This window comes from Pigmentiphaga sp. H8, assembly GCF_003854895.1.
Taxonomy (GTDB): domain Bacteria; phylum Pseudomonadota; class Gammaproteobacteria; order Burkholderiales; family Burkholderiaceae_B; genus Pigmentiphaga.
In genome coordinates this window covers 5,690,871-5,709,991 of the sequence record NZ_CP033966.1, presented here as the reverse complement: position 1 = coordinate 5,709,991, position 19,121 = coordinate 5,690,871, and the positions used below count along the sequence as shown (strand labels likewise).

At 68.7% G+C, this 19,121-nt stretch carries 15 protein-coding genes; 12 read left to right on the top strand and 3 right to left on the bottom strand.

The window, feature by feature from the left end; translation table 11 throughout:
- Positions 1-218: 218 nt before the first annotated feature.
- The 9 genes from EGT29_RS26980 to EGT29_RS26940 all read left to right on the top strand — a co-directional run bounded on the left by EGT29_RS26980 (position 219) and on the right by EGT29_RS26940 (position 11,857).
- Complete coding sequence (locus EGT29_RS26980; protein WP_124691892.1) at positions 219-725, top strand: sigma-70 family RNA polymerase sigma factor; 507 nt, start codon at positions 219-221, stop codon at positions 723-725.
- Positions 726-744: 19 nt separating this feature from the next.
- Positions 745-1,722, top strand: a complete 978-nt coding sequence (locus tag EGT29_RS26975; protein ID WP_238160224.1) for a FecR domain-containing protein — start codon at positions 745-747, stop codon at positions 1,720-1,722.
- Positions 1,723-1,890: 168 nt separating this feature from the next.
- Positions 1,891-4,605: a TonB-dependent receptor gene (locus tag EGT29_RS26970; RefSeq protein WP_124691891.1), complete on the top strand. Its 2,715-nt coding sequence runs from the start codon at positions 1,891-1,893 to the stop codon at positions 4,603-4,605.
- A 35-nt stretch (positions 4,606-4,640) separates the two neighbouring features.
- Positions 4,641-7,202, top strand: coding sequence for a PKD domain-containing protein (locus tag EGT29_RS26965; RefSeq protein ID WP_124691890.1), 2,562 nt, complete (start codon positions 4,641-4,643; stop codon positions 7,200-7,202).
- Positions 7,203-7,315: 113 nt separating this feature from the next.
- A complete protein-coding gene (locus EGT29_RS26960; RefSeq protein WP_124691889.1) occupies positions 7,316-8,548 on the top strand; it encodes a dienelactone hydrolase family protein in 1,233 nt (410 codons plus the stop codon).
- 24 nt (positions 8,549-8,572) lie between these two features.
- Positions 8,573-9,907 carry an aromatic ring-hydroxylating dioxygenase subunit alpha gene (locus tag EGT29_RS26955; protein ID WP_124691888.1) on the top strand — a complete coding sequence of 445 codons (1,335 nt, stop codon included), beginning with the start codon at positions 8,573-8,575 and terminating at the stop codon, positions 9,905-9,907.
- Positions 9,904-10,419 (top strand): aromatic-ring-hydroxylating dioxygenase subunit beta, encoded by a 516-nt coding sequence (locus EGT29_RS26950; protein ID WP_238160223.1) that lies wholly within the window; start codon positions 9,904-9,906, stop codon positions 10,417-10,419. The genes EGT29_RS26955 and EGT29_RS26950 overlap by 4 nt, the downstream gene beginning before the upstream one ends.
- Positions 10,416-11,021 (top strand): cysteine hydrolase family protein, encoded by a 606-nt coding sequence (locus EGT29_RS26945; RefSeq protein ID WP_124691887.1) that lies wholly within the window; start codon positions 10,416-10,418, stop codon positions 11,019-11,021. The genes EGT29_RS26950 and EGT29_RS26945 overlap by 4 nt, the downstream gene beginning before the upstream one ends.
- 14 nt (positions 11,022-11,035) lie before the next feature.
- Positions 11,036-11,857, top strand: coding sequence for an SDR family oxidoreductase (locus tag EGT29_RS26940; protein WP_124691886.1), 822 nt, complete (start codon positions 11,036-11,038; stop codon positions 11,855-11,857).
- A gap of 17 nt (positions 11,858-11,874) precedes the next feature.
- Here EGT29_RS26940 and EGT29_RS26935 read toward each other — a convergent pair whose 3' ends face one another.
- The 3 genes from EGT29_RS26935 to EGT29_RS26925 all read right to left on the bottom strand — a co-directional run bounded on the left by EGT29_RS26935 (position 11,875) and on the right by EGT29_RS26925 (position 15,559).
- On the bottom strand, positions 11,875-12,864 hold the full coding sequence (locus tag EGT29_RS26935; RefSeq protein ID WP_124691885.1) for an AraC family transcriptional regulator: 990 nt from the start codon (positions 12,862-12,864) through the stop codon (positions 11,875-11,877).
- 43 nt (positions 12,865-12,907) lie between these two features.
- The gene (locus EGT29_RS26930; protein WP_124691884.1) at positions 12,908-13,903 is read right to left on the bottom strand and encodes a tripartite tricarboxylate transporter substrate binding protein; all 996 of its coding nucleotides are present in this window, start codon (positions 13,901-13,903) and stop codon (positions 12,908-12,910) included.
- Positions 13,904-13,966: 63 nt separating this feature from the next.
- Positions 13,967-15,559, bottom strand: a complete 1,593-nt coding sequence (locus EGT29_RS26925; RefSeq protein WP_124691883.1) for a sulfatase — start codon at positions 15,557-15,559, stop codon at positions 13,967-13,969.
- Between the two features lie 207 nt (positions 15,560-15,766).
- On the opposite strand from EGT29_RS26925, the gene EGT29_RS26920 reads away from it, so the two are divergent.
- From EGT29_RS26920 to EGT29_RS26910, 3 genes are all read left to right on the top strand, one after another.
- Positions 15,767-16,888, top strand: coding sequence for a cupin domain-containing protein (locus EGT29_RS26920; protein WP_370282661.1), 1,122 nt, complete (start codon positions 15,767-15,769; stop codon positions 16,886-16,888).
- Positions 16,889-16,977: 89 nt separating this feature from the next.
- Positions 16,978-17,889 carry a fumarylacetoacetate hydrolase family protein gene (locus tag EGT29_RS26915; RefSeq protein ID WP_124691881.1) on the top strand — a complete coding sequence of 304 codons (912 nt, stop codon included), beginning with the start codon at positions 16,978-16,980 and terminating at the stop codon, positions 17,887-17,889.
- 65 nt (positions 17,890-17,954) lie between these two features.
- On the top strand, positions 17,955-19,121 hold the full coding sequence (locus EGT29_RS26910; RefSeq protein ID WP_124691880.1) for an ABC transporter substrate-binding protein: 1,167 nt from the start codon (positions 17,955-17,957) through the stop codon (positions 19,119-19,121).

The window sequence follows — 19,121 nt, the reverse complement described above, 5'->3', positions numbered from 1 at the left end:
ATGTCTCCTGTGCTTGAACCGTGGTCTTCTTGGGTTGGCCCGGCAAGTCGTTGGCGGGACTTTCGCAGTCCGCCGCGGGCCCGGCAAGTCGTTGTGCGCATGGGCCATAACCGGAAGACATGGTTGACAAGTCCTCGCCTTCTCCGGAGAATTTGATAATGATTTTCATTATCAATTGATTGGCGGGTGCGTTATCCGCCTCTTGTTCCCTTCTTCCCGTGTCGTCAGAAGTCATTTCCCCGTTCACCGTGGACCTGCTCTATCGCGAGCACCACGGATGGCTGCAGCGCTGGCTGGCCCGCCGGCTCGGCAATCCGGCGCAGGCCGATGACCTGGCCCAGGACACCTTCATCCGGGTGCTGGGCCATGAACAGGACCTGGTGCAGTTGCGTGAGCCACGCGCCTACCTGGCGACCATCGCGCGCCGGCTGGTGATCAACCTGCGCGAACGGCAGACCCTGGAGCAGGCGTATCTGGAGGCCCTGGCCAACATGGGCGAGGCGCTGGCGCTGTCGCCGGAAGAGCGCTGCCTGTTGCTCGAAACCCTGTGCCAGATCGATGCCATGCTGAGCGAGCTGCCCGCCGCGGTGCGCCGTGCCTTCCTGCTGTCGCAGGTCGAGGGCCTGGAGTATGGCGCGATCGCCGGCATGCTGGGCGTCTCGGTCAGGACCGTGCAGCGCTACGTGTTGCGCGGCCTGGAGCAATGCATTCTTGCCGCGCCATGAGGCGCCCGGGCGGCGCGTCGTGAGCGCTGGCGCGCGGCCTGCTTCCATCCAGCTCATCGATCGCCGCGCCGCCCGCGAGGCGGCGCGCTGGCTGCTGCGCCTGCGCGGCGCGGGTGCCGGCGAGGGCGACCATGTCGCCTGCCTGGCCTGGCGCTCGGCACGGCCCGAGAACGAGGCGGCCTGGCAGAAGGCGCAGCGCCTGGGCCAGCAGCTCGACGCGATGCCGTCCGGCCTGGCCATGCCCGTCCTGGACCGGACCAGCCGCCAGCGGCGCGCCGCGCTCAAGAAGCTCGCCCTGCTCCTGGCCGGCGTGCCGGCGGGGTGGCTGGCCTATCGCGAAACGCCCTGGCGCGCCTGGGCCGCCGACTATCGCACGGCGGTCGGCGAACGGCGGCGCGTGGTGCTGGCGGACGGCAGCATCCTCGACCTGAACACCGCAACGGCGGTGGACGCGGTGTTTGGCGCCGAGCGCCGGCTGCGCCTGCGCGGCGGCGAGATCATGATCGCGACGGCGCCGGATCCGCAGGCGCCGCCCAGGCCTTTCGTGGTCGATACCGGCGCCGGGCGGGTACGCGCCATCGGTACGCGCTTCATCGTCAGGCAGGCAGCGCGCGATACGTTCGTGGCCGTATTCGAGGGAGCGGTAATGATCCAGCCCGCCGCGCCGGATGCGTCGGCGCTGAGACTGGAGGCGGGGCAGGAAACCTCGTTCGGCGCGCAGGGCGCCCGGGCGCCCGTGCCGCGGGATCCGCGCCGGGGCGACTGGTCGCGGGGCGTCCTGCGCGCCAGCGGCATGCGGCTGGCCGATTTCTGCGAAGAATTGGGCAGGCACATGCACGGCGTGCTGCGGTGCGAACCGGAGGTCGCCGACCTGCGCATTTCCGGCGTGTTCCAGTTGGCCGACCGCGAGGCCGCGCTGGCCGCCGTGCCCACCATCCTGCCGGTCCGCATCCGAAGGCTGACCCGGTATTGGGTTTCCATCGGGCCGCGCGATTGATGTTGTCCGGTTTTCGTTTCTGGCTGGTCCTACCAGACAAGAGGTGAGCATTTTGTCGCTCACGACCCGCCAGAAAGGACCCCGATGGCCGTTCGCCGCCCCGCCGTACCCGTAGCCCTGACGCCGGCCGTCTATCGCCTCCCGCATCCGGCATGCCTCGCGCCTTCCATGCTGGCATTCGCCGTGGCGTGCTCCGGCCTGCTGTCGGGGCCAGCCTGGGCGCAGTCCGTGACGGCCCCGGGCACGGCCGTCACGGCGGCCGCGCCGCGCGAGTACCGCGTGCCGGCCGGAGCGCTGGACGCGGCGCTGGCGCAGTTCGCCGAAGCCGCCGGGGTCACGGTGCTGTTCGAGCAGGCCAGCGTCGCCAGCCTGAGGTCGACCGGATTGAACGGACGCTACACGGTGCGGGAGGCCATCGAGCTGCTGTTGCAGGGGACGGGGCTCGAAGCGATCGAACGCGGCGCCGGCGTCTACGCGCTGCGGCCCGTGTCCGGCGCGCCGTTGTGGGCGTTGCCGACGATCGAGGTGATCGGCCAGGCGGAGCACGATCCCAAGGACGAGGCCTACCGGACCGCGGGATCGCGCAGCGTGCTGACGCGCGACGACATCGAACGGTTCCGGGGCACCTCGGTGGGCGACATCTTCCAGGGCATGCCCGGCGTGCTGGTCGGCGAGAACCGCAACAGCGGCGGGCTGGACGTCAACATCCGCGGCATGCAGGGCCAGGGCCGGGTGCCGGTACTGGTGGACGGTACGCGCCAGGAAACCACGGTGTATCGCGGCTACGCGGGCGTGGCGTCGCGCAGCTACATCGATCCCGACCTGATCGGCGGCCTGTCCGTCGAGAAGGGGCCGACCATGAACGCCCAGGGTACGGGAGCGACCGGCGGCCTGGTCATCATGCGCACGATCGAGGCCGACGACATCGTGCGCGACGGCAAGGATTTCGGCATCCGGCTGCGCGGTACCGCGATCGGCAACAACAGCGGCTCGGTGCCCGCACCGGGTACGCCGGCGGGCTACAACACCGGTTCGGCGTCCGGCCAGACCAGCGGGGTGTTCCGTACCGATTGCGTGATCGCCAGCCTGTGCGAGGGCCCGTTCGACCTCGCCAATGCCGACGGCCCGAAGGAAAGCATGAACCGTCCGTCCATGCTCAAGCCGCGTGGCTGGGCCGGCAGCCTGGCATTGGCCAAGCGCTTCGAGATGGTGGACGTGGTCGCCGCCTATGCGCGGCGCCAGCAGGGCAATTACTACGCGGGCACGAAAGGGCCGGTGCCCCGCCTGGACCTGTCCGACCGGCTGAACCGGGGGTTCTACACCGAAGTGCGTCCCAGGCTGGAGGGGGCCACGCGCTTTCGCGCGGGCGAGCAGGTGGTCAACACCAACTTCGAGAGCGAATCCTATCTGCTCAAGAGCCGCTTCTATCTGCCCGGCGACCACGAAACGGAGCTGAGCTTCATGCGCTACGACAGCACCTACGGCGAGATGATGCCGTCGCAGCTGCTGTGGCTGGGGCAGGTCCGGCAGACCGAAGGCAGCCGCGTCGATGCCAGAACCTACGCCATCCGCCATCGCTGGAATCCCGAGGGCAATCCGCTGTACGACGTCAAGGTCAATCTCTGGCACACCGATACCAAGAGCCTGAACCGGAACTACTCGGACGAGGACCTGAACCTGGGCTTCGGCGCGGGCGCGGAAAAGTACCGGCGCTGGGGGCTGGACCTGAGCAACGCCATGCGCTTGGATCGCCTGGGCGGCATCCGCCTGGAGTACGGGCTGTCGCTGCAACGCGAGACCGTGAACGGCACGGCGCAGGGAAACGAACTGGTCGGCAGCGGCGGCCGCTCCGGCAATCGGCGCGAGGTCAGCGCCTTCGGCAACATGCAATGGCGCGTGCTGCCCACCGTTACCCTGGACGCCGGCCTGCGCTATACGCGTTTCCGGTCGGCCGACGACAAACCGCGCATCGTCGACGCCGAGAGCGCCTACTGCGTCAATCCCGGCGCCGACGGGTACTGCGACCCCGTCATGATGACCAGCAAGGAGAGCGGCGCCGCGCCCCAGCTAAGCCTGCTATGGGAGCCGCGACCGGGCCTGCAGTTCTATGCGCGCCATGCCGAGGCGCTGCGCATGCCCAGCCTGTTCGAGACCACGTCGGGGTTCTCGGTCTCTCCATCGCAGGACATCCACCTCAAGCCCGAGCACGCGACCAGCCGGGAAGTCGGCATCAACCTGCTCAAGGACGGGCTTTGGCGGCCCAGCGACAAGTTCCGCCTGAAGGCCGCCTACTTCCGCAACCATACCAGGGACTATCTGACGCGCACGTTTCCCAACACCTGGGAGGAAGGCTCGGGCAAGCAGTTCTTCAGCCTGCGCAACATCGAGAGCGTGAGCTTCCACGGCTTCGAGCTGTCGGGTTCGTATGACGCCGGCACGTTCTTCATCAGCGGCGGCGCCACCCGGTACACCTTCATCGAGACCTGCCATTTCGGCAGCTACCGGCGCTACACCTGCACCGACTACGGCATCGCCAACAGCTACGTCAACAACATGATTCCGCCGAACTGGCACGCCTCGGCCACCGCCGGGGTGCGCCTGCTGGACCGGCGGCTGACCATGGGCCTGCGCGGCACGTTCATGGGCAAGCGCAACCAGGTGCCGGAATTCAACGACGACACCCAGCAGGGCCTGAACGCCGTCGTGCCGTGGCACGGCTACCAGATCTGGGACCTGTTCGCGAGCTACCGCATCAACGACCGGGTCAGCGTCGATTTCAACATCGACAACCTGACCGACCGCTACTACCTCGATGCGCTCAGCCTCGGGCTGGTGCCGGCGCCGGGCCGCACCGCGCGGCTCAGCGTCACCATGCAGTTTTGATTTCACGCTGTTCCTTAAAAAAGGAAAACCTTGTCATGATTCTTTTCCGCAATCTTCTGCTGGGCGTCGGCGCATCGCTGCTGATGGCCTCGTGCGGAGGCGGTGGCGGCGGCGACGATGGCGGCACCGCCACGCCGGCCGACCGGCCCACCGCCGTGGCCCGGGCCGATGCCACCAGCGTTCCTGCAGGCCAGGCCGTCATGCTGGACGGGTCGGCCAGCTCGACGCCCAACGGCGGCAACCTGGCCTATCTGTGGAGCATCGACCAGCGGCCGGACGGCAGTACCGCCATGCTGTCCGACGAGCGGGCCGCGCAGCCCGTCTTCACGCCCGACAGGGCGGGCGCCTACCGGATCAGCCTGGTCGTCGACGACGGCAAGGCACGCAGCGCGCCGGCGCTGCTCGACCTGCGCGCCACCAGCGTCGACCCGGTGGCGGTGGTGACGCCCCAGATCAGCCAGTTGTTGGCCTCCACCGTGCAGCTCGACGGCTCGGCCAGCCTGCCTCCCGAGGGCGGCAGCAGCGCGGGGCTCGCCTATGCATGGACCCTGGCCGAGAAGCCCGAGGGCAGCAAGGCGGCGCTGGACGATTCCAGGATCGCGCAGCCGCGCTTCGTGGCCGACAAGATCGGCATCTATCGCGCCGTGTTGACGGTGTCCTACGGCAGCCGCGTCAGCGCGTCTGCCACGACGACGGTCACCATAGGCGTGGCCAACTCCCGGCCGGTACCGAACGCCGGCAGCGACATCGCCGGCGCCGTGCGCGGCACGCGCGTCGCGCTGGACGGCAGCGCCAGTACCGACGCCGATGGCGATGCCCTGCAATACCGCTGGCGCTTCGCGTCCCGGCCCTATGGCTCGCGGGCCGTGATCGACGATGTCTCGAGCGTGCGGGCCTCGTTCGTGCCGGATTTCGCCGGCACCTACCGGATCAACCTGAGCCTGTTCGACGGCCAGTCGACCAGCCTGAGCCCGGCCACCCTTACCGTGCAGGTCGCTCCGCCGGCCGGCGCGCCGAACGCCAAGCCGATCGCCGTCATCACGGCGCCGTTCGGCAAGACCTTCGAGGCCGAGCGGGGCACTGCCATCAGCCTGACCGGCGCCTATTCGATCGATGCCGACGACGGCATGATCGCCTACGCCGCGCGCGAGTGGACGCTGCTGTCGGCGCCCGAGGGCTTCGATCGCGCCGCCAACTGGAAAGGCACTTCGTTCGTCGGTACGCACTATGGCAACTACCTGGTGCAATTGCGCGTCCAGGACTCGCACGGCGCATGGAGCGACGCGGTCACCCAGGCCTATACCGTCGTCAATGGCGCCAACCGCCCGCCGCGCGCCATCGCCAAGGTGGCGGGCGCGGGCAACTCGGTGGGCGTGGGCGGCACCGTCACGCTGACCGGCGAGGACAGCACCGATCCGGACGGCAACCGCCTGGCCTACCAGTGGACCCTGCTCGATCGCCCCGACGGCAGCGCGGCGACGCTGGGCAACGCCAATGCGGTCAACGCCAGCTTCGTGGCCGACAAGGCCGGACCCTATCTGTTCAGCCTGCTGGTGACCGACGAACACGGCTTTCCCAGCTCGGACGGCATTTCGGTCAACCCGGTCGAGCTCACGGTGGTGGCGCGGACGCGGAACCAGCCCCCGATCGCGCGCCTGGTAGCCAAGGAGTTCCTGGGCAACGCCAACAGCGCGATCCTGGCGACGGCGAACTACAGCGCGGAGCAGCCGATGGTGCTGGGCGAGTTCATGGCCGCCAACCCGTGGAGCGCGGGCGAGTTCATGCAATGGAATTCATTCCTGCTCGAGCCCAACGGCTATGATCCGGACGGCGATGCGATCACCTACCTGTGGACGCTGCCGCAGTTGCCCGCCGATGCGCGTTTCGCCATGCCGCTGGCGAATTACTTCTGCGCCGCCAACGCCGGCAATTATCCCGGCGCTTCGGTGATCGCGTTCGAGGACTGGATGAATGCGGGGCTGGCCCTGCGGCAATGGTCGTGCAACCGCCTGGGGCTGGCGCCGATGACGGCCGGCAAGTATCAGGTGCAGTTGGCCATCAGCGACGGCATCGACATCGCCGGTCCGTACACCCTGGACCTGTACGCGGCCGCCCGCGCGAACTACCCCAGCCTGCTGCTGGAAGACCTGCGCACGCACCACCAGTGGTCCAACGACGACCAGATGCTGGTCAACAGGCAGGACGCGGACGCCAAGGCCTTCCAGCGGCTCTTCCCGTTCGACGGCTTCGGCCCCACCTTGCCGGGCGCATTGGGGCTGGACAGCTTCCGCGGCGACCTGGTGGTCAAGACCTTCCGGTTGACGGCCTATGGGGGCGACTACGCCATCGCCGACCTGCGGGCGGTCGACGCCGGGGGCACCGAGACGCCGAAGTTCGTGGGCCTGGCCGATAACCAGGTCATCCGCCGCGGCGAAAGCGTGGAGTTCCAGCTGGTGTGGCCCATCACGGCAACGCCGCCTGGAGCCGGCGGGCTGGTCACCGGCCGGGACGGCATGACGTGGTCCTTCCGCGTCGCCGGGAAGGACGGGTGGACGTTCAGCTACAACCCGACGAACAACTACAACAACAATTATTGAAGGGGGGCCGCTTCAGATCGTGGCGAGCTTCGGATATCCGTGGCCTGAAGCGGCGAGACCGGCCCGGGGGCCGCTGCCTATAGTTCGGCATCGGCATCAAGCGAGGCGGCCCCATGAAGCACCAGACCACGATTCCCATGACCCGCCAGGACGGATCGGCGACGTCGGGGTATTGCGCGATGCCGGCCTCCGGCCACGGCCCCGGGCTGGTGCTGTGCCATGAGATCTTCGGCATCAACGAGACGATGCGCAAGCTGGCCGAGCGCTATGCCGAAGAGGGATACGTGGTGCTGGTTCCGGACCTGTTCTCGCAGATCCGGCCGGGAGTCGACCTGGGCTACGGCGAAGAGGACCACGCCCAGGCTTTCGCGCTGCTGGAACGATTCGACGTGGGCGTCGGCCTGGCCGACGTCGCGCTGGCCGCGCGGATACTGCGGGAATCGCCCGCCACGACGGGGCAGGTGGCGGCGGTGGGCTACTGCCTGGGCGGGCGGCTGGCCTATCTGGCCGCCGCCGGGGCGCTGGTCGACTGCGCCGCGGGTTTCTACGGCGTGGGCATCGAGGCGCACCTGGACCATCCGCCGGCGCGGCCGCTCATGCTGCATTTCGGCGACGCCGACCGCTACTGTCCGCCCGAGACCGTGGCGCGCATCGCCGCGCACCTGGCCGGATCGCCGGATGCCCGGGTGCACCGCTATCCGGACGCCGACCACGCCTTCGCCCGCCAGGGCAGCGCGCTCTATCGCAAGCCCGCGGCCCTGGTCAGCTACGAGCGCACGATCGCCTTCCTGCATGAGCACATCGGGCCCCGCTACGACCTGTCGTCGCTGTGGGATCGCCACACCGAGCTGGAGTTCGACGTGCGCGACGCGGCCGAAACCATGCGCACCATGGTGGCCGAGCCCTACGTCAACCATATCCCCACCCTGACCGGCGGCGTCGGCGCCCGTCAGCTCTACCGCTTCTACAAGCACCATTTCATCCCGTCCACGCCCCGGGACACCCGGCTCATTCCCATCTCGCGCACCGTGGGAGCGACCCAGATCGTGGACGAGCAGCTGTTCTGCTTCACCCACGACGAAGAGATCGAATGGATGCTGCCCGGGATCGCGCCCACCGGCCGCCGTGTGGAGATCCCGCTGGTCGCGGTCGTCAAGTTCCGCGGCGACAAGCTCTGCCACGAACACATCTACTGGGACCAGGCGTCGGTGCTGGTGCAGATCGGCGTGCTGGATCCCGCGGGCCTGCCCGTGGCGGGCCGGGAAACGGCGGCGAAGCTGCTGGATGAAAGCCTGCCGTCGAACGTCCTGATGCGGTCCTGGGCGCGTAGCGAAGGGATGGACTGACAGGGATCCTTGCGTAAGGAGGTTGTGTTGTACACGAACGAACAATTGGCGGACATGGTGAAGCCGGACAAGGTGCACCGCGCGGTCTACGTGGACCCCGGCATATTCGACCTGGAGATGGAGCGCATCTACGGCCGCGTGTGGGTCTACGTCGGGCACGAAAGCCAGATCCCGCAAACCGGCGACTACGTGACGAGCCGCATCGGCAGGCAGGACGTGATCCTGGTCCGGGCGGCGGACGGCAAACCCCATGTGCTGTACAACCGCTGTCCGCACAAGGGGGCGCAGATCGTGCCGCCAGGAGACGGGCACGTGGACCGGCACTTTCGCTGCCCCTACCACGCCTGGACGTTCCGGCTCCACGGCCCGATGCTGTCGGCGCCGCTGCGGGCCGGCTACGAAGGCACGGCCTTCGATCCCGCCGACGAGGCGTTCTGGCTGCGGCGCGTTGCCCGCGTGGCCAGCTATCGGGGCTTCGTCTTCGCCAGCCTGTCCGAGGGCGGCGATGACCTGGTGGATTTCCTGGGCGGCGCCAAGGCAGCGATCGACAACCTGTGCGATCGTTCCCCCGTGGGCGAGGTGGAGGTGGCCGGCGGCGTGTTCCGCGTCTGGCAGAACTCCAACTGGAAGATCTTCTACGAGAATCTGCACGACACCATGCATGCCGCCGTCACGCACGAGTCTTCCGTCGTCGCGGCCCGGGACGAGTACGAGGCTTCGATGGCCGGCCAGGACATGCCGTTCGTGCTGCACATCATGGCGGGCAACGGCGAGCCCTATCAGTTCTGGGAAAAACTCGCGGTGCACGCCTTCGACCATGGGCACGGCTACATGGAAGGGATCTTCGATCCCGGCGGCACGGACCGGGATCCGACCAGCCGCGCCCACCACGAAAGCCTGGCCGCCGCGGTGGGCGAGGCGCGGGCCCGGGAAATACTGGGCATGAACCTGCACAACACCATCATCTACGGCAGCGGGTCGCCCCATACGGTGTTCCAGCAGTTCCGCGTCATCCGGCCCGTCGCGGTCGATCGCACCATGGTCGAGATCATTACCTTCCGGCTCAAGGGGGCGCCCGAGGCCGTGTTCGAACGCGCCGTCACCTACGCCAATACCATCAACTCCCCGTCGTCCAACGTGATGCCCGACGACGTGGAGCTGTACACCCGGGTGCAGAAAGGCAACCGGCTCGACGGCGGGGACTGGGTCAGCATGCACCGCTACTGCGGTACCGACCGGGACATCCCGGGCGGGAAGGTCGCGGTCAACGGCACGAGCGAGCTGCCCATACGCAACCAGTTCGCGGCCTGGAAGGCCTTGATGACCGAGGGCGGGACAGGATGCGGGGAGGCGGCATGAACGGGATCGGCGCGGTGGAAATGGACGAGGCGATCCGGCTCAAGCATCGGGTCGAGCAGTTCCTGTTCCTGGAGGCGCGGCTGCTCGACGCCAATGCCTGGGACGAGTGGCTGCGGCTGTTCACCCCCACGGGCATGTACTGGGTCCCGCGCATGCGCGGCCAGCAGGACGCCCGGACCCAGGTTTCGCTGTTCCACGAGGACGCGCTGCTGCGCAGCGTGCGCGCGCGCCGGCTGGCCAACCACCGGAACTGGTCGCAGCAGCCGCCGACGCATGGGGCGAGGACGATAGGCAACGTATCGGTTACCGACCCGGGCCCCGGGACGATCGTGGTCCGCTCGTCGTTCCAGATGCTTGAATGGCGGGCCGACAACCCGCGCGCGTTCGGCGGCAGCTATACGCATACGCTGCGCGAGGATCCCGCCGCGGCCGGGTCGTTCCGGATCGAGATGAAACGGGTGGACCTGGTCAACTGCGACGCGATCCACGAGAACCTCCAGGTGTTCCTGTGACGTCTCTCGATTTCTCGCGCCCCGTCGTCCTGGCGCTGCACTACCAGAACGAGGTCCTGCACCCGGATGGCAGGTTCGCCTTCGGCGTGGCCGGCGACGGCGCCGCGCAGCCGGCCGTGGTGCGCGGCGCGCGCGGCCTGCTGGCGCTGGGGCGCCGGAGGCGGTGGCCGGTGGTGCACGTGCGCATCGCCTATCGCCCGGATTTTTCCGACGTGACGCAGAACTGCGCCATCTTCAGGACGGTGGTGGCGCAGGCGGTCATGGCCGACGGGAGCTGGGGCGCGGAATTCCTGGAGGAGCTCGCGCCCATGCCGGGCGAACCGGTGGTGACGCACAACCGCATCAATGCATTCTTCCGCTCCGGCCTGGAGCCGATGCTCGATGCGATGCGGCCCTCGCTGCTGCTCGTGGGCGGGGTGGCGACCAACTCGGTGGTGGAGCACACCGTCCGGCACGCGACCGACCTGGGCTGGCAGTCGGCCGTGGTCGAGGACGCTTGCGGCGCGGCCAGCCAGGCGGTGCACGCGGCCGCGCTGCACAACCTGCGGCTGCTGGCCGAGGTGTGCCGGCTGGACGAGATCCAGAAGCTGGCCGAAGCATGAAGGAGGAAGGCGCGATGAACGACCTGCATGGCAAGGTCGCCCTGGTGACGGGCGGCGCAAGAAGCCTGGGGGCTGGTATCGCCGGGGCGTTCCTGCGGGCCGGCGCGTCGGTGGTGGTGGCCGACATCGACGCCCGGGCCGGCGAGGCGCTGGCCACCCGGCTGCGCACGCAGGCCAGGTCCGGCCAGGCGGCCGGCTTCGTCCACACGAACCTGGCCGAGGATGGCGATCTGGTCCGGCTGGTGGAGAGCCTGGATCGCGAGTTCGGCCGGCTCGACTGCCTGGTCAACAACGCCTGCATCTACGACGACGCGGGGCTGGCCTCGACCCGGGAGCAATGGCTGCGTTCGCTGAACGTGAACGTGGTCAGCGGGGCGCTGCTGGTCGGGCACGCGGTGCCCTTGCTGCGCCGGGCCGAGCATCCGGCCGTCGTGAACCTGTCCAGCGTCGCGGGCAAGGTCGGCCAACTGGGCCGGCTGCTGTATCCCGCGTGCAAGGCCGCCATCCTGCAGGTGACCCGCAGCATGGCGGTGAACCTGGCGCCGGAGGGCATACGCGTGAACGCCGTGACGCCCGCATGGACGTGGTCCGAGGCCCTGGTTGCCCAGGTGGCCGGAGACCGCGAGCTGGCCGATCGCGTCGCGTCCACCTTCCACCCGCTGGCGCGGGTGGGGAACATCGAGGACGTGGCCGCGGCCGTGCTGTTCCTGTGCTCCGGCGCGGCGGGCTTCGTGACCGGCGCCGACCTGCCGGTGGACGGCGGCTACGCGGTGCTGGGCCCCGACCAGGGGCGGTCCCCCGCCTATTGGTTCCAGGCCGCGCGCCAGGCGGAGTGAGGGCCGGGGCGGCCCGCTCAGGGTTGCCCGCGCGCCTGCCGGCGCAAGGTCTCGTTGGGGGATTCGCCGTAACGTTCCCGATAGGCCGCGGCGAAGCGACCCAGGTGCGGATAGCCCCAGCGATACGCCACTTCCGACACGCTGTCCGCCCTGCCGCCCTTGAGTTCGTCGCGGATCCTTTGCAGGCGCATGGCGCGCAGCGCGGCCATGGGGCTGACGCCGTGCTGGTCCTGGTAAGCCCGGGAAAGCGTGCGTACGCTGACCCCGGCATGGTTGGCGATGTCCTGCAGGGAGACGGCGTCCTGTACGCAGGATTCCATGAATTCCTGGGCGCGCCGCACGCAGCGCGGCAATACCCGGCGGGCATCCGGCGCCGGCCGGTCGCGCAAGCCCTGGACCTGCGAGTTCAGCAGGTGCCCGACCAGGGCCTGCTGTGCGATCTTCAGCCCCATCGGGCCGCCCGGCGCGGCCAGGTGGGAACAGAAATACTCGATCAGCGTGCGCAGCCCCTGGGCGGGCGCGGTGTCCAGGGGGATCTCGCGGGCGAAGTCGATCGGATCGTCGACCGGCCTGCCGGTCAGATGTTCATACACCTCGTACAGCAGCGCCTTGGGAATCTTGATCAGCAACTGCGTGGTCGCAGTTCCCCACTCCAGCTCCAGGGAAACGTTCGAGGGCATGATCAGAGTGTCGCCCGGCCGCAGGGACCATTGCCCTTCCCGGCACCGGACGCTTACTTCGCCGCGCAGCGCGGACTGGACCAGCAGGAAGTCGCGCGACGGCGCGGTTTCCACCGCCACGGCGCCGCCGTATTCCAGCAGGCACATCTGCAGGCCGGCCGTGACGGCGCCGTACAGGCGCGCGTCCAGGTGGCTGGCGCGCGGGGTCAGCCGGTGTTCGTTCAGCACGCCGGCCACGCCCGAGCGGACCTCGTCCAGGTCCGACGAGGACAGCAGGACGTGGTTCTTGAGCACGTTTTCCGAGTGGGCGAGAAATCCGCCTGCCATGTCTTGCTCCCTTGCGCCGGCGCCGCGCCGATCGCCTTCGAGCCTACTCCATCTTGATGCCGGCGTCGCGTATCAGTTTCGTGAAGCGCTCCTGCTCCCGGGCCATGGCCTGAGCGACCTTGTCCGGGTTGCTGGGCGCCACGATCAGCCCGCGTTCGGCGAAGCGGTCGATGAGCGCGCGGTTGCGCAGGGCCTCGGCTACTTTCTCCTGCATGCGGTCCACCGTGCTCCGGGGCGTGGCGGCATGGACGAACAGGGTGAAGTGGGTGGGGATCAGGAGATCGTCCGGCGCACCCACTTCGCGCAGGGTGGGAACGTCGGGCAGCAGCGGCGATCGCTGCGCGGCGCCGATGGCCAGCGCCCGCAGCCTGCCCGAACGGATGTGCTCGAGCACGGTTTCCTGGCCGGTGATGACACAGCCGAGTTCGCCTCCCAGCAGGCCGGCCACGGCCGGCGCGATGCCCCGGTAGGGGACGTCGACCATGCCGATGCCGTAGTGCCGCTTGATCAGTTCCAGGCTGAGGTGATGCACGCTGCCGATGCCCGCCGTGCCCACCGTCAGCGCGCCGGCCTTGCCACGGGCGAACGCCAGCATCTCGTCCCAGGTCTTGTAGGGCGCGTTCGCGCGGCAGACGAATACCAGGTCGACGCTGGCGACGTCGGTGACGCCGACGAGATCCCTGGGGTTGTAGGGAAGCTTGGCCAGCAGCGCGGGGTTGACCGTCAGGGTCAGGCGATCGTAAAGCAGCAGCGCGGCGCCGTTGGGCGGCGCGTTGGCCACGGCGGCGGTGCCGATCACGCCGTTGGCGCCGGGCTTGTTCTCGACGATGACGGTCGATTGCGTGGCCGCGGCCAGCCGCTCGCCCAGGCTGCGCGCGAGCACGTCGGGGCCGCTGCCGGGGGATGAGGGCACGATGATGCTGACGGGGCCGGTGGGCCATCCCTGGGCGCGGCTGCCGTTGGCGGCCAGCGCGAAGGCGCCGATCGATGTCCAGAGCAGGAGGCGTCCCAGCCGGGGGAAGGTAAGGGGCCAGACCATGGTGAATCTCCGTGTGAGGTTCCTACGGGGTTGTCGGGGCCGCCCGCCATCCGGCGGGGCGGTCTACGCGATGCGGGTGGGCAGGGGGGAACGGCTGGCCAGGGCCATCATTTTCCGGACGAGGGCTTCCATCAAGCCCGCGCGGGTATCCGCGTGGCGCGGGTCGTGCCACAGGTTCACGCGTTCGTGCGGATCGTTCTCGAGGTCGTACAGCTCTCCCCACTCGGCGCCCAGGTAGACGCTCAGCCGCCACCGGCGGGTGATCAGCGTGCGCAGCCGGACCGGGCTGTCGAAGCCGCCGAACACGCGCTGGATCTCGTCCTCGATCAGGACGGCGTCGTGTCCTTGCCAGCCGGGGTCGTCCAGCGCGGGCAGCAGGCTGATGCCCTGGATGTCGTGGTAGGGCGCCGTGTCGGTGCGGTGCAGCAGGGTCTGCGCCAGGTCCAGCGTGCCGTGCAGGGCGGCGCTGCGCCGTCCTCCCGGGACGCGCGGGTCGGCCCAGATGAAGGGCACGCGCACCAGCCCCTGGTAATGCAGCGGGCCCTTGAACAGCAGGCCGTGGTCGCCCATGAAATCGCCGTGGTCGCTGGTGAAGACCACGATGGTGTCGCCGGCCTGCCCGGTGGCTTCCAGCGCTTGCAGGATCTGGCCGATGCAGTCGTCCACCAGCGTGATCATGCCGTAGCTCAGCGCGATGGCTTCCCGCGCCTCGCGCGGTGTGACGGCCACCACGCGCGGCGTGTCCAGGTTCGCCCGGCCGGCGGCGCGCTCGTCGTGCAGCCAGCGCAGATGAGGCGGCGCGTCGGCCGCCGGCGGGGCACAGGTGGGCGGAACGGCGATGTCCCGGGGGTCGTACATATCCCAGTACCGGCCGGGCGGCGTGAAGGGATGGTGCGGGTCCGGGAACGAACATTTCAGGAAGAAGGGCTGCGCCGCGCCGCGCGCCGCGTGCGCTTCCAGATAGGCGGCGCCGCGCTCGGCGATGTAGCGGCTGGGGTAGCACGCTTCGGGCAGGCGCGTGCGCCAGGCCTGGGGAGTGACGTAGCGGTCGTCGGCCTGGGCGTGCCGGCGGCCGCGCAGGCTTTCGGCACCGGGCAGGCGCTGCGCCAGCCAGCGCTGGTAGTCGCCGAAGGCCTCGTCGCCGTGCTCCATGCACAGCTCGACGTGATCGAAGCCGTAGTAGGGCAGCCGGATGCGATGCGCCGGGTCCCGCCAGCGGCTGGCGAGTTCCTGTTCGTAGGCCGCGCCGTCGCGGCGGTCGCCGGTGGCGTCGGGATGGGCCTCGACCACGGTCCGGCCCTCGTGCGGCGCGCGCTGGACCAGCGGCGGGATGTCCTGCATGTTCTGCAGATGGCTCTTGCCGATCAGCGCGGTGCGGTAGCCGCGCGCGCCCAGCAGGGTGGCGAAGGTCGTGTCGTCCAGGCGCAGCGGGATGCCGTTATGTCGGACGCCGTGCAGCGACGGCATGCGGCCGGTCATCAGCGTGCTGCGGTTGGGCATGCAGATCGGCGAGGCGACGTAGAAGCGGTCGAACAGCGTTCCCTTCGCGGCGATGCCGTCGATGTGGGGCGTGCGGACCTGCCGGTTGCCGTAGCACCCGAGGTGGTCGGCCCGGTGCTGGTCCGTCATGATGAGCAGGATGTTGGGCTGTCGCATGGGGCGTCCGCGGTTTCGTCAGCGCAATGTAGAGATGCGCCATGGGGGCGGCAATCCGAATCGGGCCACGCCTGTCCGGCACTGGACATTTTGCGGATAGGGGGTTTGTTTCCGGGTAAACGATAGGTAGGGTCTGGTTGTGGCGGCGGCGGATCGCGATCTATTATTTCGAAAAGATAAAATCTTTTATAAAAAATGGAGTCCGGCATGGCGCGACACGATGCGTATCGGGAAGAGGTGATCGGCAGGGCCAATGTGGGCGACACCCCGGAGCTGGTGGCGTACTACGAGGAACTGGCCAGGCACGAGACCGGCGCGCTCTGGACCGTCGCCAACAAGATCGAGCCCTGGCAGCCCAAGTCGGACTCGGTGCCGGTGGTCTGGCGCTACCGCGACCTGCGCGAGCACGTGCTGCGCTCGGTGGACCTGGTCACGCCGGAGCAGGCCGGCCGCCGGGTCGTCTACCTGAACAACCCCGGCCGGCGCGAGGTGTCGGCGGCGGTGGGCTGGCTGTACTCGGGGCTGCAGGTCATGCATCCCGGCGAGGTCGCCTCGGCCCACTGCCATTCCTCCAGCGCGCTGCGCTTCATCATGGAGGGCAGCGGCGCCTACACCATCGTCGACGGCCACAAGATGACGCTGGGCGCGAACGACTTCGTGCTGACGCCCAACGGCACCTGGCACGAACATGGCGTGAGCGGGGACGGCACGCCCTGCATCTGGCAGGACGGCCTGGACATTCCGCTGGTCAACGCGCTGGAAGCGGGCTTCTACGCGGTGCATCCGGACCTGAACCAGGCCGTGACCCACCCGGTGGACGATTCCACCGCGGCCTGGGGCGGGGTGGCGCTGCGGCCCCATGGCGAGACCTGGAACAAGCCGTATTCGCCGCTGTTCAAGTACGAGTGGGAACCCACCTACGAAGCCCTGCGGCGCTACGCCGCGACCACCGACGGCAGCCCGTACGACGGCGTGCTGATGAACTACACCAACCCCGCCACCGGCGGCCCGGTCATGGCGACCATGGGCGCCAGCATGCAGATGCTGCGCCCCGGCGAAAAGACCAAGGCCCACCGGCATACGGGCAGCTTCCTCTACCAGGTGGCCAAGGGCAAGGGCTATTCCATCATCAACGGCCGCCGCTACGACTGGCAGGAGCGCGACATCTTCTGCGTGCCGTCCTGGGCCTTCCACGAACATGCCAACGCGTCCGACCGCGACGACGCCTGCCTGTTCTGCTTCAACGACCTGCCGGTCATGCATGCGCTCAAGCTTTACCGCGAGGAAGCGCTGGCGGAAAACGATGGCCACCAACCGCTGATCGGCTAGTCCACCCCTGATTCGATGCTTGTCATACACCGCGGGTCCGGCCCGCGGCGGGATTCTTGTCGCCTCGCGCGACCTTACGGAGAACAGAAATGCGTCTTGTGACCTACCGCACCACCACCGCCGAGCAAGCCCGCCTGGGGGCGGTGGTGGGCGACCGCGTGGTGGACCTGGCCCGCCTGGGGGCCGTGGCCGGTGTGCCGCTGCCCGACGACATGCTGGCCTTCATCGACCTCGGTCCGGACGCGGTGCGGTCGGCCACCGAGCTGCTGAAGGCCCACGAAGGCAAGTGGCCGGTGGGCACGGCGATCCCGGCCGGGAACGCGCGCCTGCTGGCGCCCATCCCGCGTCCGCGCAAGAACATCTTCGGCATCGGCCTGAACTACGTCGAGCACGTGGAAGAATCCAGCCGCACGCTGGATACCTCCAAGGACCTGCCCACCAAGCCCGTGATCTTCTCGAAGCCGCCCACCAGCGTGATCGGCCCCGGCGAAGCCATCGAGCACAACGCGAAGATCACCCAGCAGCTGGACTGGGAAGTGGAGCTGGCCGTGGTCATGGGCCGCCGCACGCACCGCGTGGCCGAGGCCGATGCGCTGGACTACGTGTTCGGCTACAGCGTGATGATCGACGTCAGCGCGCGCGACTGCCGCCGCGCCGGCCAGTGGATCTACTCCAAGGGCCAGGACACCTACGGCCCGTTCGGCCCCTGCATCGTCACGGCCGACGAGATCCCCGATCCGCACGTGCTGGACCTGTCCCTGACCGTCAACGGCGTGACCAAGCAAAGCTCCAACACGCGCCACATGCTGTTCAAGGTGCCGCACCTGATCGCCGACATCAGCGCGGCCATGACCATGGAAGCGGGCGACATCATCGCCTCCGGCACGCCCGAGGGCGTGGGAGCCGGCCGCACGCCGCAGGAATGGCTGTGGCCGGGCGACGTGGTCGAGGCCCATGTCGAGAAGATCGGCACGCTGCGCCATCCGGTGGTGGCCGTCTAGAGTCCAAACCCCCGCGTCCGCGCGGGTCCATTCCAGCTGTTGCAGTACATCCATAGGGAACAACAATGGTCAGGAACATGATCCGGGGCGGACTGTGCGCGCTCCTTTTCGCGGGCGCCGGCGCGGCGCAAGCCCAGACGCCGGTCAAGATCGGCTTCATCACCACCCTGTCGACGCCCGCCGGCTACATCGGCGAGGACGAGCGCGACGGCTTCAGCCTGGCGATCAAGCAGGGCGGCGGCAAGCTGGGCGGCGTGCCGGTCGAGCTGGTGGTCGAGGACGATGCCCTGAAGCCCGCGAACGCCAAGCAGGCCGTGGACCGCATGCTGCAATCGGGCATCAAGCTGTATACCGGCGTGAACTTCTCGAACGTGCTGGCGGCGGTGGCGCCTAGCGTGCTGCGCGATGGCGCCTACTACGTGAGCCTGAACGCGGGGCCCTCGACGTTCGCCGGCGAGAAGTGCGACAAGAACTACTTCGTCGCTTCTTTCCAGAACGATGCCTACCACTCGGCCGGCGGCGCGGCCGCCAACGAGCTGGGCTACAAGCGCGTGGTGCTGCTGGCGCCGAACTACCAGGCGGGCCGCGATGCGTTGGCCGGTTTCAAGCGCACGTACAAGGGCGAGGTGCTGGCCGAGATCTACACCAAGCTCGACCAGTCGGACTTTTCGGTGGAAATGGCGCGCGTGCGTTCGCTGGCGCCCGACGCGATCTACCAGTTCCATCCGGGCGGCGCGGGCATCAACTTCGCCAAGCAGTATGCGAACGCGGGGTTGACCAAGACCGTTCCCATGCTGATGCCGTCCTTCTCGATGGATGGGCGGATGCTGGCCGCTTCGGGGGCGTCGGCCGAGGGCCTCTACACGGTCGGCATGTGGACCACGGAAATGGACAACCCGCAAAGCAGCGCCTTCGTGAAGGCCTTCACCGAGGCCTACGGCCGCAAGCCGACCGACTACGGCATGCAGGCCTATGACACCGCGCTCTTGATCGCCTCGGCCCTGAAGGCCGTGAACGGCGACCTGTCCAAGGGCGATGCCTTCCGTGCCGCGCTGGCCAAGGCCGACTTCCAGACGCTGCGGGGCAAGTTCCGCTTCGACACCAACCGGCATCCCGTCCAGGACTATTACCTGATGCGGATCGAGCGCAGCGGCAACGGGTTCGCGCCCAAGATCGTGCGCAAGGTGGTCAGCGACGGGCGCGACGCCTACGTGGGCCAGTGCAAAGGCTGA

Coding starts and splice junctions, on each gene's coding strand:
- EGT29_RS26910 (WP_124691880.1), top strand. CDS start 17,955: ATGGTCAGGAACATGATCCGGGGCGGACTGTGCGCGCTCCTTTTCGCG.
- EGT29_RS26950 (WP_238160223.1), top strand. CDS start 9,904: ATGAACGGGATCGGCGCGGTGGAAATGGACGAGGCGATCCGGCTCAAG.
- EGT29_RS26930 (WP_124691884.1), bottom strand. CDS start 13,903: ATGGTCTGGCCCCTTACCTTCCCCCGGCTGGGACGCCTCCTGCTCTGG.
- EGT29_RS26965 (WP_124691890.1), top strand. CDS start 4,641: ATGATTCTTTTCCGCAATCTTCTGCTGGGCGTCGGCGCATCGCTGCTG.
- EGT29_RS26915 (WP_124691881.1), top strand. CDS start 16,978: ATGCGTCTTGTGACCTACCGCACCACCACCGCCGAGCAAGCCCGCCTG.
- EGT29_RS26935 (WP_124691885.1), bottom strand. CDS start 12,864: ATGGCAGGCGGATTTCTCGCCCACTCGGAAAACGTGCTCAAGAACCAC.
- EGT29_RS26920 (WP_370282661.1), top strand. CDS start 15,767: ATGGCGCGACACGATGCGTATCGGGAAGAGGTGATCGGCAGGGCCAAT.
- EGT29_RS26960 (WP_124691889.1), top strand. CDS start 7,316: ATGAAGCACCAGACCACGATTCCCATGACCCGCCAGGACGGATCGGCG.
- EGT29_RS26970 (WP_124691891.1), top strand. CDS start 1,891: ATGCTGGCATTCGCCGTGGCGTGCTCCGGCCTGCTGTCGGGGCCAGCC.
- EGT29_RS26925 (WP_124691883.1), bottom strand. CDS start 15,559: ATGCGACAGCCCAACATCCTGCTCATCATGACGGACCAGCACCGGGCC.
- EGT29_RS26940 (WP_124691886.1), top strand. CDS start 11,036: ATGAACGACCTGCATGGCAAGGTCGCCCTGGTGACGGGCGGCGCAAGA.